The sequence below is a fragment of the Lentzea kentuckyensis genome (genome assembly GCF_002150765.1).
GTDB lineage: Bacteria > Actinomycetota > Actinomycetes > Mycobacteriales > Pseudonocardiaceae > Lentzea > Lentzea kentuckyensis.
Window position 1 is genome coordinate 78,366 of the sequence record NZ_MUYM01000038.1, and the last position, 14,642, is coordinate 93,007.

Below are 14,642 nucleotides of genomic sequence, written 5' to 3' on the forward strand. Positions count from 1 at the left end.
GAAGCTATAGAGCTGGCGCAATCAGAAGAACAACCTCCGTCAGCGGCGCGCTGGTGCAGGTGAGGATCAGGCCGTCGGCTTTCTGCTGCTCGGTCAGGCAGTTCGGCTCCTGTTGCGAGACCTGCCCGGAACGGAGCTTCACCACGCACTCCCCGCAGCTGCCCACCGTGCAGGAGAACGGCAGCGGCAGCCCGGCCGCGAGCCCCGCGTCGAGCAGCATCTGCCCCGGTTCCACCACCGCGGCACCGACACCCTCGACCAGCATCCGTTGCGGCACGGTGGATCCCGTCGCAGGGACCGGTCCGGTGGTGTAGCGCTCGACGCGGACGTGCTCGTCCGGGACACCGAGCTCCTTCAGCGCCTGCCGGCCGGTGTCCATGAACGGTTCCGGCCCGCAGAGGTAGAACCGCGTGCCGGCCGACGCCACGCCATCCACCCACTCCCGAACACCGGAAACGTCGAGCCGTCCGTCGCGGGACGTCACCACGTGCGTGACGGAAAGGCGGTCGTGCTCCGCCAGCCGTTCCAGCTCAGCGGCGAAGATGGTCTCCTCCACGCTGCGGTTGCTGTAGAGCAGGGCGATGCGGCAGGTGGACTCGGCGAGCAGGGTCCGGATCATGCTCATCATCGGCGTCACACCGCTGCCCGCCGCGATCAGCACAACGTCATGCCCAGCCTCCACGTGAAAGTCACCCGACGGTCCGCGCACGGACAGACGGGCGCCCACGGCGAGAGAGCGGTGGACGTGACCGGAGAACCGGCCGCCGTCTACGTGTTTGACCGTGATCTCCAACCGGGACGAGCCCGGCACCGACGACGCCGAATAGGGCCGGCGCACCTGCTGTCCGTCGATGTCGGTCACCAGCGTGAAGAACTGGCCGGGGCGGAAGTCGAACGTCCCCGATCCCTCCAGCACCAACGTGACGGCACTGGGCGTCTCCCGGCGCACCTCGACGACCCGGACCTCCCGCAACGGGTCGACGGACGCGGCACGGGTCTCCAGGCCGGCGACCTCGTACCCCTCCTTGCGCAGACCCCAGCGATAGCTCAGGTCCATCAGCGCCCTCAGCCACCTGGCCGGGATCAGCCGCGCGACCCCGGCCAACCGGCTCGTGGAGTTCGCGGCCACGTGCCGGCTCGCCACCGCCATCAGGTCGGGCGCCTCGGCGGGGTCCAGGTGCGCGGTCCACAACCGCGCCTGCGTGACCGCGTTGCTCGTGGTCAGCTCGGCGGATTCGACCTCGACGAGCAGCGCGGCGTGCGGTGGGATTCCGCGCAGCGACAACGGCTCCAGCAGCTCGGGGTCGACGGTGATCGTGCCCCTGCCGCGGACGTGCAGCACGCCGGTCCGGCCCGGCACCAGCGCGGCGAACGAGAGCCGGTCGTCCTCCAGCAGGTTGTGCAACGTGTCCGCGCGTTTGTTGCCCTTCCGGTCCGCGATCACGAGTGTGCGGCCGTCCAGGATCCGCACGACCGCCCCCTGGTCTCCGCGCGGACTGGTGTCGCCACCGCCCGATGCGTCCCATGTGGACAGAGCCAGGAACGGTGCGGCGGCGAGGAAGTCCGCGACCCCGGGCAGCGCGAGTGGACCGCCGTCGACCTCGGGCCCTGGCCGCGCCGGCGAGGGCGGTTGCCACAACCCGGAACGCAGGACGGCCTGGGCACAGTGCACGTACACCTGCTCGACGTCGAAGAGCACCTCGCCACCCCGGCCCGTGGACGCGGACCCGTTGACCCGCAAGGTCTCCCCCACGCCCGGCAACAGGAAGAGCAGCGACGCCGGTCCGACCGCGGGGCCGCCCGCGAACGAGATCCGCGTCGGCGAGTGCACGCGCACGAAACCCGGCTTGCCGCCGACGAACGTCGTCCTGCTCACACCCTGGGCGTCCCGGTGACCGAAGCCCGCGATCGGGCTGCGGGCCAGCACGTCCACGCACCCCTCGTCGAGCGCGCCGACCTGCTTCAGCAGGAGCACCGACGGCGGCCGCCCGACGACGGCCTCGATCTCCTCCACCGTCGCGAGCCGGTGCGCAGGGTCCAGCCCGGAAACTTTGTTCTCGCTGGTCATAGCACTATTATGAGCTTTTGCTCAGGTTTTGCGTACTCGCTTTTCGCAGCACCAGGAGGTGCCAGCCGTGCCGTCGCCCCACCGACACGTCGAACCACGTCGCAAGCCTCGGCAGGTCCGCGCGGAGCTCACCCGCGACCGCATCCTGACCGCCGCTGCTCACGTTTTCAGCGAGCACGGGTACGCCGCGGGCACCACCAACCGCATCGCCGAACAGGCCCGCGTCTCGATCGGCTCGCTGTACCAGTACTTCCCGAACAAGGACGCGATCCTCGCCGAGCTGCTGGTGCGCCACATCGACCGCGGCCGGTGGGAGCAGGCCGACCACCTCGACCTGTCGCCGGGCAGCCTGGAGACCGTGGTGCGCGCGCTGGTCCGGGACGCGGTCGACGCGCACCGCGACGACCCCGAACTGCTGCGGATCATGATCGAGCAGGGGCCGTTCTCGGACGAGGTGCGCGAGACGATGGCCCGGCACGGCGCCCAGCGCATCGCCCAGGTCCGCGACCTGTTCGCCCGCCACCCCGACGTCCGCGTGCGGGACCTCGACACGGCGGCCGAGCTCATCGTGTTCACCGTCGAGCTGAACACCCACCGGCTCGCGGCCTCGCCGCAGACCATTCCGGTCGAGACCTTCGAGAACGAGCTGGTGGACATGGTGACGCGGTACCTGGGCGGCTGAGGAGTCCCGCGGTCAGCCGTACCGGAGGGGCTTGCGCGCGGGTTCTTCGAGCACCCGCGAGGCGAGCCAGGCGATCCCGTCGGCGGTGGCGGCCGGCGTGCCGGTCGGCTGGATCACGTGACTGAGCACCGTGCGGGTGACGATGTCGATCAGGACGGCGATCTGGTCGCCCGTCAGCCCCGGCCGGTAGGACTCGACCCGTTCGAAGAGCATCGTCTTGATCCCGGCGAGCAACGTCTCGGCCTGCGTGGTGAGAAGCGGCACCAGCTCCGTGTCCGCGCCGTGCGTCGCCGACGCGATGGCGCGGACCAGCAGGTTGCCGCGGGCGAGTTCGAGCACGTCGCGCACCGCGTCGTAGACAGCCTCGACGAGGTTGTCGGCGTGCCGGTCGAACGCGTCGCCGATCGCCGTGACGAACCGGTCGAGCTCGTGGGCGAGCATGGCGTCGGCGAGCGCGTTCTTCGAGCCGATCTCGTTGTAGACGGTCTGGCGGCTCACCCCGACCTGCTCGGCGAGCCGCGCCATGGTGACCGCGGCCCAGCCGTTGCGCGCCGTCATCTCGATCGCCGCCTCGACGATCGGCTGCCGGCGCTGGCCACCCGCGGCCGGAGAAGTCATGCCGCCGATCCTAAGCTGACCCGACCCTGCCCGGCGCGACGAAGTCGATCTTCTCCCGCACCCCGCAGTCCGGGCAGCACCAGGAGTCCGGGATCGCGGACCAGGGCGTGCCCGCGGGGAAGCCCTCACGGGGATCGCCGGTCGTCTCGTCGTAGACGTAACCGCAGCCGGGACACATCCCACCCGCGGTCGCGTCGCCACGGGTGTCGGCGACGACGGCCTCCCGGGTGGCGACGCCCCCGTACCGTGCGAGCACCTGGGCGCGCTTGCCCGGCTGGATGTTGGCGCGGGCGATGTCACCGCCGAAATGAGCGTGCACCCGCGGGTCCATCACCCGGCGCCACAGCGGGGGCACCAGCGCCAGCACGATCATCCCGGCGTACCCGGTCGGCAGCACCGGCGACTCGGCGAAGTCGCGCAACGTCTGGTAGCGGCGGGTCGGGTTGGCGTGGTGGTCGCTGTGCCGCTGCAGGTGGTAGAGCAGCACGTTGGTGGCGATGTTGTTGGAGTTCCAGCTGTGGCTGGGATCCACCCGCTCGTAGCGCCGGCGGTCGGGCGCGCCGACCTTCTGCCGCAGCATCCCGTAGTGCTCCATGTAGTTCACGACCTCGAGGAGCGAGAAGCCGATCACCGCCTGGATCAGCAGGTACGGCAGGATCCCGACGCCGAGCCACGCGATCATCGCCGCCCACAGCACCGCCGACATCAGCCACGCGTTGAGCACGTCGTTGCCCAGCCGGAGCGGGTGCCGGTCGCGGCGCGCGTACCGCTTGCGTTCGAGCCGCCACGCCGACCTCACCGAGCCGGCGACGGTGCGCGGCCAGAACCGGTAGAAGCTCTCCCCCACCCGGCTGCTCGCCGGGTCCTCCGGGGTCGCGACCCGCACGTGGTGGCCGCGGTTGTGCTCGATGTAGAAGTGCCCGTAGAAGCTCTGCGCGAGCGCGATCTTGGACAGCCAGCGCTCGTGGCTCTCCTTCTTGTGCCCGAGCTCGTGGGCGGTGTTGATGCCGATGCCACCGACACAGCCGATCGACACCGCGAGCCCGATCTTGTCCACGACGGTCAGGTCCCCGCGCGCGATCAGCCAGAACGCCGCCACGAACCCGGCGTACTGGATCGGCAGGTACAGGTAGGTGATCCAGCGGTAGTAGCGGTCGTTCTCCAGCCGCTCGATCACGTCGTCGGGAGGGTTGCCGCGGTCCAGCCCGGCGACGAGGTCGATGGCCGGGACGACGATCAGCACCACGATCGGCCCGATCCAGAACCAGATGCCCCAGCCGGTCGCCGCGTGCAGGCCGATCGCCAGGAACGCCAGGGATGGCACGACCAGTCCCAGCAGCCACAGGTAGCGCTTGCCGTCCGTCCACTGCTCGGTTGAGCCGACGGGCACCGTTGCCTTCTTGTCGCTCATGCCACGCTCCTCAGGAGGTTGACAGAACGATAGGGCTTGTAAATCTGGTTTGACAAGAGTCGGCTATTTGTAAATCTCCAGCACCGCACGGGCGGCCCTGCGTCCGGAGTACAGCGCGCCCTGGATCGAGCTGGTGTCACGGTGGTCGCCGCACACGTAACGACGTCCGCCCGCACGGACGGACTGCCGCAGCCGGTGCGGCGCGTTCATCGACGGGAGCGCACGCTCGATGTCGTACCTCCGCAGGATTTCCCATCGACTGGAGTCGGTGCCGTACAGGCGGTTCAGGTGCGTGCGAACGTCCTGTTCGGACGCTTCTCCCAGCACGGTTGCCTGCACCAGCGGGGCGTGCGGCGAGTAGGGGCGCGAGACCTCCGACATCACGGCGGTGTTCACGACCGGACCACCGTTGGCGTCGATCACCAGGCACCCGTCGCGCAGCGGGGACCGCGGCGGCCGGAAGTACCAGGTGGTCACGCTGTTCCAGCGGGGTTCGGCCAGCCCCGGCAGCAGGGTGGCCGCGGTCGTGCCGTCCGTCGCCACGACCACCGCGTCGGCGGCCACGTGTCCGCCGCCTTCGAGGTCCACGCCGTCGTCGTGCACAGCGCGCACGGCGGTTTCCAGTTGGACGGTCCCCTCGGGCAACCGCGCCACCATCGCCTTCGGCAGCTCACCCATGCCGAGCGCGGGCACGGCCGCACCACCCCGCGCGAAGCTGCGCCACACCAGGTGGAAGAAGCGCGACGAGGTCTTCAGATCCCGTTCCAGGAACACGCCGGAGAGGAACCGGCGGAACACCGCGTCCACCGCCCGGTCGGTGATGCCGAGGCGGCGTAACTCTTCTCGCGTCGTTCGGTCCGTTGCGGCGAGAAGCGGCCACACGGGCCCGAAAGCGTCACGCGCCGAGAACGCGGCCAGCGCCGCCAGATCGCGCGCGCCCAGCACGTGCTGACGCAGCATTCCGTCCCACGCGGCGGATCCGCTGCCGCGGGGGTCGGCGAGCAGGTCGTGCCTGCCGTTGTCGTGCACGAACACGCCAGACCGCAAGTGCCGCAACGGGAACGGGCCCAGGTCCAGCCGCTCCAGCTCCGGGTACGCGGGCAGCATGATCTGGAAACCCCGGTCGAACCGCACGCCGTCGACGACGTCCGTCCGGACGCGGCCACCGACCTCGTCACCGGCCTCCAGCACGGTGACTTCGACGCCGGCCGCGGTCAGTTCCAACGCAGCGCTCAACCCCGCAAGGCCTGCTCCCACCACCACGATCACAAATCGACGGTATGGGCCGCACCGCGGGTTCGCATGACGGGTCACTCATCGAGCGCGATGTTCAACAGACCGCCCAGTTGCTGGAGCTGCTCGGCCGACAACGCGCTGAACGACGACTCGACGACGCCGTCGACCAGGCCCTGCCCCTCGGCCCGCAGCCGCGCACCTTCCTCGGTGAGCCGATGACGCACAGCGCGCCCCGGCCCGGCCACCCGCTCGATGAGCCCGCGCTCGGCCATCCGCACCGCCAGGGAACCGAACGACTGGTCGGTCTGGAAGGTCAGCACCGCGAGGTCGTGCAGCGACGCGTCCGGCCGTTGATGCAGATGACGCAAGGTGTCCCACTGCACGAGCGACAGTCCGAGCGGGGCCAGCGCCTGGCTGAGCGCCCGGTGGTGGCGGTGCTGCAGGCGCTTCACGGCAAGAGCGACGTCAGTGGGTTTCACAGCGGAGAGCTTAACCAGCTTGCTTATCTAAGGATACTTACATAAGGTTCCTTACATGACCTACTTACTTCTTCACGGCGGTGGCGGCGCCCGCACGATGACGGCGTTCGCGGACCTGCTGGCCGATCGCACCGGTGCCCAGGTGCTCGCACCGACCCATCCGGGCTTCGGCGGTACGCCGCGCGCCGGGCTCACCGACGTTCCCGGCCTCGCGCGGCACTACGTCGCCCTGCTCGACCAGCAGGACCTCACGAACGTGACGGTGGTCGGCAACTCGTTCGGCGGCTGGCTCGCGGCCGAGATCGCCCTGTGCGCCAGCCCCCGCGTGAGCAGCGCGGTGATCGTCAACGGGATCGGCATCGAGGTCGCCGGCCACCCGATGACCGACGTCAGCGGCATGTCCGTCGCCGAGATCCAGTCGTTCTCGTTCCACGACCCCGGCAAGGCGCCCGCACCGGCCGGCGGCGGCCCGAGCCCGGACGTGCAGGCGCTCATCTCCTACGCCGGACCGTCCATGTCGGACCCGACGCTGCTCGGCCGGCTCGGCGACGTGCGCCTTCCCGTCCATGTGCTCTGGGGCGAGAGCGACCGGATCGTCGATCCGGGCTACGGCAAGGCGTACGCGGCCGCGATCCCGTCGGCGACGTTCACCCTGCTCCCCCGCACCGGCCACCTGCCCCAGGTCGAGACACCCGAGGACCTGCTCACGGCGCTGCTCGCGCTCAGGTGAACCGGGGTTCGACACCTCGCAGCCGCAGGTGGGCGAGCAACGGCTGGGAATGGCTGTGCAGGTTGGCGACCGGATAGGCCTGCATCGCGACGCCGACATCGGGCAGCGCCCACGTCTCGCCGGGCCGATCGCTCTCCGGCGCGAGATAGCAGTCGGGGCCGGACAGGGTGCCGGTCCACGTTTCCGGGTAGGCGGCGGTGTGCGCGTGCAGGGTCATGCGCCGCCACTCGTCCCACGCCAGTTCCGGGTCGTACCGGGAAGCCGCCCAGATCAGCGTCATGTTGACCGAGAACCACACCTGGCCCTGCCCGCTGACCGGCCACCGATGCCGCGCGCCCAGCGGTGACCCGGCTCGGCACGTTTCGTCGATCGTGTGCAGCAACGCGCGTGCCTGCTCTGGAGTGGCCGCACCGCAGAGGATCGCCCACGGCTGCACCTCCAGCCACAGGTCGTGATCGCCAACTGGCTCACCACCGGGGGCGTGCGCGCGCCGGAACCAACGGCCGTTCCACTCCCCTGCAACCCGTTCGCGGAGATCGGCCGCACGGTCGCGCGCCTCTTCCGCCGTCGCGTGGTCACCCAGCCGTTCGGCGAGACCCGCGTACACCGGGAGCACCCAGGCGGCCATCGCCGAGTTCAGCACCGACTCACCGCGTTCGATCATCAGGTCGCGGTCCACGCCGGACTCGCTGATGGCGAGGTCGTTCCAGTCGGCGTTGAGGATGCGGACGTGCCCGTGCTCCCCCACGCCCACCTCGTCGACGAAGAACCGGAACTGGCGCCGCAGGTTCTCCGCCAGCGGTACGGGATCCGCGCCGTGGCACGGGTGATACGGCACCGGCCGGCCGAACGCGGCCAGGTCGCCGGTCGCCGCGGCGTACTCGGCGGCCAGCCAGAGCGCCCACAGGTTCTGGTCGGACGGCCGGAACAGCTGGGTCCAGGGCTGCTTGTGACCGTCGAGCGCGTACGGCAGGTCGCCGTCCGGGCTGCCCCAGGCGCAGGTGTTGCGCAGGACCGAGAGCGCGAGGTCCGGTTCGAGGTGGACGAGCGGGAGGGCGTGTTGCAACGGATCCCTTGCGGCGCCGTTGAATCCGTGCCGGAACGCATAGGCGGATCCCTGGTTCAGGGTGTGGCCGCCGAGCACCCCGTCGACGCAGGCGCCGCCCGTGAGCATGGCCGCGTGCCAGGTGATCTCCGGAGTCTCGGCCGGAAGGCGTTCCCGTAGCGCGGCAAGGCTGTCGGCGTAGACCACCGCCGGGTCCACGGGTTCGTCCAGAAAACCGAACCGGAACCACGCGGTGGTCCGCCCGCCCGGTGGCACCTCCAGCGCGATCCCGACCGTCAACTTTCCGGCAACGCCCTCCACCCGCTCGCCGCCGCACACCTCCAACCCCACCCGCTGTCGATGAAGGGACCCTTNNAAGGGTCCCTTCATCGACAGCCTTGGGGCCGAACTCCAGGTTCACCGAACGCCGGCGCACCACCCATTCCTCGGTCAGGGACCGGCGCAGCGTCGTCTCGCCGCGGTTGACGACGTCCACCCTGATCAGGAGCCACGGCGCCGCGCCCTCAGGGCACAGGACCGTGCGTTCGACCTCGCAGTGCGAATCGGCCACCGAGAGCCGGAAGAACGTGGGTCCGAACAGCTTTGTGGCGGCGGCATCGGTGGAAAGCGCACCGAACCGGGCGATGCCGGTGTGCTCGGCGAGCCACCGGCACCCGAGGTGCTCGTCCCACACGCCGCTGAGCCCGTCGGTGCCGGCCACCAGCGTGATCCGGCGGTTGCCCAGGTGCACCCGGTGCACCGGCGTCGGCGGGTCGAGGATCGGATCCCACGGCCGAGGGCCCGCCCGGTAGTCGAACGCGGGCAGGCCCTCGGCCGTCGTCCACTCCCCGAACGCGCTCACCCGTAGCAGCGTTCCGGCAACACCCACGGGCGGGCAATCGTCCGATCAGCGCCAGAAACTCCGCCGGCGCTCCGGTGCGGCGGGTGCCTGCGCGAACTCCCGCAGCACCTGCTGAGCCCGTGCCCACAGCTGGTTCACGTCGCCGCCCGCCGTGAGCTCCACGACCAGCTGCCTCAGCGGCTCGTACGCCGGCCCCTGCCGGGAGGCGACGAGGGTGCCGAGCCGGCTGGCCAGGTCGGCGAGCAGCTCCCGGCGTTCCCAGTCGGGCCGTCCCGCGTCCTGCTCCAGCCGCTGGACCTCCAGCGCGGCGATCCCACGCAGTTCCGCCGGGTCGTCGGGCGACGGCACGGGTGCCGGTGCGGGCATCATCTTCGGTGCGGCCGGACGGCTGCGGGCGTGGCCGGCAGCGGCCTGGGGCGCCGGGGGTGGCAACGGCGCGCCGTCGAACCCGGCACGCGCGGCGGGTCCGCCGCCGTAACCACCACCGGGCGCCGCGGCGTAACTGACCATCGGCGCGGCCGCGAACGGTGCCACCGGCATCTCCCAGCCCGCGGGCGACTCGACCGGCTGCACCACCCGGTGCACCTTGCCGTCGGACACCACCTGTTCGTCCACCGCGACGAACGCGGTGAAGCGGCACAACACCCCGAACCGCAACGAGGTCCGCACGATCTCGGACTCCACCGCCCGCTCACCGGTCGCGTACCGGTCCTCGAGGTCGCGCAGCGCCGCGCGGGCCCACTGCGCCCGGACCGCGGGCTCGGCGTGCCGCACCACCGGCACGGTCTCCTGCCACTCGGCACCGTCCCGCGTCCGGCCGCGCACGCTCAACGACTCCGGCGCCGTCCCGCGATAACGGCCGAACGCGACCAGCGGCACACCGGGATAGATCGCCGTGGGCTGCTTGGGCAACGACGACTCGGGCGAGACCACGACGTCGGTGATCACCGGTGCGCCGATCCGCCGCTGGATGTGCGCCATCGCCTCGTCCAGGCGGTCCTCGCTCTCGACGAGCTCGCACCGGCCGGCGCCCGCCGCGGCCAGCCTGCCGAGAAAGCCCGCGTTGACCGCCGTGTCGATGCCGACGGCGTGCACGCGCGTCCGGTTGATCACCGGGCCGATGTCGCGCAGCAGCTGGTCCTCGTTGCCGACCTGTCCGTCCGTGACCAGCACCAGGACCGGGTCGCGGCCCTCCCGAACGTCCGCGAGCAGGCTCAGTCCCTGCCGCAGCGGCTCGAACATCTCGGTGCCGCCCCGTGCCTGCACGGCCGCGAGGTGCTCGACGGCGCGAAAGCGGTGCCGGTCGGTGGCCGCGACCAGTCCGGTCCCGAGCTCGGCCGGCCGTTCCACCCGGTCGTCGAAGGTGATCACGGAGAACGTGTCGTCGTTCGTCAGCGTGTCGACGATGCGGGCCGCCGCGCGCCGGGCCGCGACCATCTTCCAGCCCGACATGCTGCCGGACCGGTCGAGCAGCAGCACCACGTCGCGCGGGCGCACCTGGCCGGCGAGGTCGGGCGGCAGGACGGTCAGCTGGTAGGTGCCCTCGTCGGCGTTGCCGGGATCGGGCACGCACACGGCGGCGGAGCTGTTGCCCGCGTAGGCCAGGCGCAGCACGAAGTCGCGGTCGACGCGCTCTCCCGGCACGACCGACACCGTGTTGCCCTCGCTGACGACCGTGTGCAGGCTCGACCGCACCTCGCCGAGCTCAAGCCCGGCCGGGTCGATCTCCACGCCGATCGCGAGCCGGACCGGGTTCGGGAAGCCCGGCAGCAACACCGGCGGCGTGATCCGGGAGGCGTCCGGCACCAGGTCCGTGTCGTCGGCGTACCCGTCACCGACCGACGGTCCTGGCAGTGGCGAGCCCGGCACGTACCTCGGCGCCACCACCAGCGGGAACCGGAACGTCGCCGCGCCGTCCTCGAACACCAGCGGCCCGACCAGGCTGAGCTCGACCGTCACCCGTTCGCCCGCCGGGATGTTGCCGACCCGCATGGTGAAGACGTCGGGCCGCTCCTCCTCCACGATGGACGCTCTCCGGCCCGCCGCTATCGCGTCGTCGTAGGCCTGGCGCGCGGCACCGCGTTCCTGCAACTCGGCCTCGACGGTGCGGTCGCCCGCGGTCATCTTCATGCCGGTGACCGCGGCGCGGTCCGGCAGCGGGAACACGTAGGTGGCTTCGAGGGCGGTGTCGTGGGTGTTCACGAATCCGGTCGTCAGCACCGTTCGGCCGACCAGACCGGTGATCGTCGCCCGCACGTCGAGGCGCTCCAGCGGCAGGTTGCCGCGTTCGGTGCGCAGCGCGCCGACACCCGCGTCCTCGCTGGTCCGGGCGATCCGGTCCGCTTCGGCGGACGTCATCGGGGCGACGGAGATGGTCATCAGGAGTCCCTTTCGTTCGTGAGCAGACCACGGGCGGCGAGCAGGTCGAGCAACGGCCGGGCGGCGGCCGCGAGGTCCGCGCAGTCGGCCGCGGTGGGCGTACCCGGTACGAGCAGGACAGCACCCCCGCCGAGCGCGACCCCGTTCAACGCGACGGCCGGCGCGGGTGACGGCGCTGCGGGTGGTGCTGCGGCGGATTCGGCCCAGAACCGGGGGCGGACGGCCTCCTGCGGTTCCGGATCACCGCTTTCGAGCAGTTCCTCGGGCACGCGGGCGATCGCCGCGAGCGTCTGGTCGGTGGCGCCCGCGAGCTCGGTCTGGATCTCCGCCAGCGCCCTCCCCTCCGACTGCAGTCTCTTCACGGCCACCAGTTGGAGCAGGTGGCGCTTCTCGTACAACGCCGTGCGGCCGCGCATCGCGGACGGCCGGTCGACCAGCCCGGTCGTCGCGTACCAGCGCACGGCCCGACGGTCGGGCACGTCCCGCACACGTCCGTTGGGCGCGCCTGGGTACTCCGCCGTCAGCGCGGCGGAGACACGTTCCAGCAACTCGTCGAGCGTCCACACCACTCGATAGTGACACTGCAACCGTGACAGTGTCAACGTTGCAGTAGCGAGTAGCGTGCTAGTTGCTGAGCGTGACCAAAACGTGCACTGAGGGGGCATGGAATGAGAGGCTTGGCAATCCTGGCAACACTTTTACTGCTGCTCACGCCGTCCGCCATCGCTTCGGCACCGACGGTCGTCTCCGACCGCGCGGTCTTCTGGAAGGGCGAGGTGCGCAAGTCGGATCCACGGCTGCGCGACGTACCCGAGTGCCGGAAGAACGGCTGCGACCGCGCGTCCGTCGGAGTCCGGCTGCCCGCCGGCCTGCGAGCGAAACCCGGTGGTGTCGAACTGGCGATCCGGTCGGTCGGCGCCACCCCCGACGACAGCCTCGGGTTCGCCGTCTACCAGGGGTCTCGGCGCGTCGCACTCGTCGACGCGCAGATCGGCCCGGCCCGGTCGATCTGGCTGCCGAAGACCTCCGCGCGCTACACCGTCTACGTCTTCTACAACCCGTTCGTTCCCGAGCTGGGCTCTGACATCGTCCGGTACGAGGGCCTGCTGGAGAACGAGAACTCACTCCGGCCGTCCTCCCGCGAACTGCTGCCCGACCTGGAGGCACTCCCCCAGCGGTACGCGACGTTCGAGACGCCACCACCGTTCTTCGACGACGTCGCGGCGCCGGGCTCGTCGTGCTTCCGCAGCGAGGTCGAGGAGCAGCACGCCCGCACGTGCCTGCGCTTCGGCCAGGCGATGGCCAACGTCGGCGAGGGCCCCGCCGACGTGCGCTACTCGACCCCTGCCGGTCAGCGCCCGCCGGAAGTGCCCGGCTCGCAACGCATCCACCGCGCCGACGGGACGTTCCGCGACGTGCCGTCCGTCGGCGTGATGCATTACCACCCGATCCACAGCCACTACCACTTCGAGGACTTCTCGGTCTCGACGCTGGAGAACTCCTCCGGCGTGGTCGTCGCCACCGGGAAGAAGAACGGCTTCTGCATGGCCGACACCGAGATGCCCTGGTGGGCACGCAAGGGCAACGCACCGCAGAGCTACCCGGCGCCGCGCTGCCTCGACCCCGAACCGACCTCACCACCCGGTGTCGACGCGTTCAAGAACGGCATCTCGCGCGGCTGGGCCGACGAGTACTGGTGGGCGTTGCCAGATCAGATGATCGAGGTCAGTTCGTTGTCGGACGGCACCTACACGTTGGTCACCCGTGTCGACCCGACCGACAAGATCCGCGAGGTCGCCGACCACAACAACTGCGTCCGGGTCCCGATCACGCTGTCCGGCCTGGCCGCCGGCACACCTCACGCCGCCCTTGGCAGCACCCCCGCACGCTGCTGACTCCTCGTGCGACCGCTGTCAAGTCACGAGCTGAACATTGTTGGGACACAGGGAAATCTCCAAGCGGGGCCGGTGACGTGGATCACCGGCCCCGTGCCTATTCTTGCGCCGTCTGCTCGTCGCTTCCTCCCCTGCTTCCTTCGCTCGCGAGACGGGACACACCCATGACCGAGATCATCAGCAACTTCTTCGGCCGCCCCAAGTACGACACCGCCGAAACCCGCGAGGCCGTCGCGCCCCCTGCCGCCACCGACGAAACCGTTGCCACCGAAGCGATCGAGCCCACCGAGCCGGCCGACGTCGAGTCCGACGCGAAGGAGGACGTGGAAGGCGAGTCCGCCGAGGAGATCTCCAGCGAGGCCGAGGAGAACGAGCAGGACGAGCCCGTCGCCGCGGACGACGAGGCAGACGACGACGCCGAAGACGAGGCGGAGGCCGTCGCCGAGGACGAAGCCGACGAGACCGAGGCTGCCGAGGAGTCCGACGAAGACAAGGCCGTCGCCGAGGACGAGGCAGAGGAGTCCGACGAGGCCGTTGCCGAAGACGAAGCTGACGAGACCGACGAGGCAGAGGCCGCCGCCGAGGAGTCCGGCACCGACGAGGCCGTCGCCGAGGACGAGGCAGAACAGTCCGAGGAATCCGACGCGGACGAGGCCCTCGCCGAGCAGTCCGACGAGCCCACCGCGGCCGAAGTGGACGAGGCCGAGGAAGCCGACGAGGACGAGAAGACCGAGCCGGTCACCGAGATCGTGCCGGTCGCCGTGGCGGAGCCCGTCACCGTGGTAGCGCCAGTCGCTGCGGCAGAGCCCGCCGCCGAGGAAGCCGCGGCACCGGCCCGCGCCGCCGCCGGCGCTCGCGGCAACATCAGCGTCGACCACGGCGTCGTCGCGAAGGTCGTCACCATCGTCACCGCCAAGATCGACGGCGTGCACAGCCTTGACGCGGACGGCATTTCCGTCGAGGTGGACGGCGACGTCGCCACGATCAAGCTCTCGCTGGTGGTCGTGTTCGGCCACCCGATCAAGACGCTGGCCGAGCAGGTCCGCACCGACGTGATCGAGGCTGTCGAGGGATTCCTGAACTTCGACGTCGCGGCCGTGGACGTGCACGTCAGCGACATCCACCTGCCGACCGCCTGACCACACCGCGGGGCCGCGGCGTGCTGGCGCCGTGGCCCCTGCTCCGGCAGCCGTCCCCGCGGCGAGTGGGAAAACCCGGTGCTGTGCCGTCCCGGGCA

General features: G+C 70.7%; 12 protein-coding genes. 4 read left to right on the top strand and 8 right to left on the bottom strand.

Translation table 11 applies throughout. The annotated features are described in order from the left end of the window. Nucleotides 1-4: 4 nt before the first annotated feature. Nucleotides 5-2,068 (bottom strand): 2Fe-2S iron-sulfur cluster-binding protein, encoded by a 2,064-nt coding sequence (locus B0F77_RS19775; protein ID WP_086664404.1) that lies wholly within the window; start codon nt 2,066-2,068, stop codon nt 5-7. 67 nt (nt 2,069-2,135) lie between these two features. Between B0F77_RS19775 and B0F77_RS19780 the strand changes: the two genes are divergently transcribed. Beyond that, entirely contained in the window at nt 2,136-2,750 is a 615-nt protein-coding gene (locus B0F77_RS19780; RefSeq protein ID WP_086664405.1) for a TetR/AcrR family transcriptional regulator, read from the top strand. Between the two features lie 12 nt (nt 2,751-2,762). Here B0F77_RS19780 and B0F77_RS19785 read toward each other — a convergent pair whose 3' ends face one another. The 4 genes from B0F77_RS19785 to B0F77_RS19800 all read right to left on the bottom strand — a co-directional run bounded on the left by B0F77_RS19785 (nt 2,763) and on the right by B0F77_RS19800 (nt 6,494). Further along, nucleotides 2,763-3,368 (bottom strand): TetR/AcrR family transcriptional regulator, encoded by a 606-nt coding sequence (locus B0F77_RS19785; RefSeq protein ID WP_086664406.1) that lies wholly within the window; start codon nt 3,366-3,368, stop codon nt 2,763-2,765. Nucleotides 3,369-3,378: 10 nt separating this feature from the next. Continuing rightward, nucleotides 3,379-4,779, bottom strand: coding sequence for a fatty acid desaturase (locus B0F77_RS19790; RefSeq protein ID WP_086664407.1), 1,401 nt, complete (start codon nt 4,777-4,779; stop codon nt 3,379-3,381). Nucleotides 4,780-4,842: 63 nt separating this feature from the next. After that, nucleotides 4,843-6,048: an NAD(P)/FAD-dependent oxidoreductase gene (locus B0F77_RS19795; RefSeq protein ID WP_086664408.1), complete on the bottom strand. Its 1,206-nt coding sequence runs from the start codon at nt 6,046-6,048 to the stop codon at nt 4,843-4,845. Nucleotides 6,049-6,089: 41 nt separating this feature from the next. Then, nucleotides 6,090-6,494 carry a MarR family winged helix-turn-helix transcriptional regulator gene (locus B0F77_RS19800; protein WP_086664409.1) on the bottom strand — a complete coding sequence of 135 codons (405 nt, stop codon included), beginning with the start codon at nt 6,492-6,494 and terminating at the stop codon, nt 6,090-6,092. A 55-nt stretch (nt 6,495-6,549) separates the two neighbouring features. Between B0F77_RS19800 and B0F77_RS19805 the strand changes: the two genes are divergently transcribed. Then, on the top strand, nt 6,550-7,224 hold the full coding sequence (locus B0F77_RS19805; protein WP_086664410.1) for an alpha/beta fold hydrolase: 675 nt from the start codon (nt 6,550-6,552) through the stop codon (nt 7,222-7,224). On the opposite strand, the gene B0F77_RS19810 is transcribed toward B0F77_RS19805, so the two are convergent. The 3 genes from B0F77_RS19810 to B0F77_RS19820 form a co-directional block, all read right to left on the bottom strand. Next, nucleotides 7,217-8,620, bottom strand: coding sequence for a GH36-type glycosyl hydrolase domain-containing protein (locus tag B0F77_RS19810; protein ID WP_158102769.1), 1,404 nt, complete (start codon nt 8,618-8,620; stop codon nt 7,217-7,219). The genes B0F77_RS19805 and B0F77_RS19810 overlap by 8 nt on opposite strands. Before the next feature lie 556 nt (nt 8,621-9,176). Beyond that, entirely contained in the window at nt 9,177-11,510 is a 2,334-nt protein-coding gene (locus tag B0F77_RS19815; protein ID WP_086664412.1) for a VIT domain-containing protein, read from the bottom strand. Next, entirely contained in the window at nt 11,510-12,076 is a 567-nt protein-coding gene (locus B0F77_RS19820) for a MerR family transcriptional regulator (protein WP_143466827.1), read from the bottom strand. Before B0F77_RS19820 ends, B0F77_RS19815 begins: the two co-directional genes overlap by 1 nt. Before the next feature lie 102 nt (nt 12,077-12,178). Between B0F77_RS19820 and B0F77_RS47225 the strand changes: the two genes are divergently transcribed. Continuing rightward, nucleotides 12,179-13,405, top strand: a complete 1,227-nt coding sequence (locus tag B0F77_RS47225; RefSeq protein ID WP_143466828.1) for a lysyl oxidase family protein — start codon at nt 12,179-12,181, stop codon at nt 13,403-13,405. A 164-nt stretch (nt 13,406-13,569) separates the two neighbouring features. Next, a complete protein-coding gene (locus B0F77_RS19830) occupies nt 13,570-14,544 on the top strand; it encodes an Asp23/Gls24 family envelope stress response protein (protein WP_086664414.1) in 975 nt (324 codons plus the stop codon). Nucleotides 14,545-14,642 lie beyond the last annotated feature (98 nt).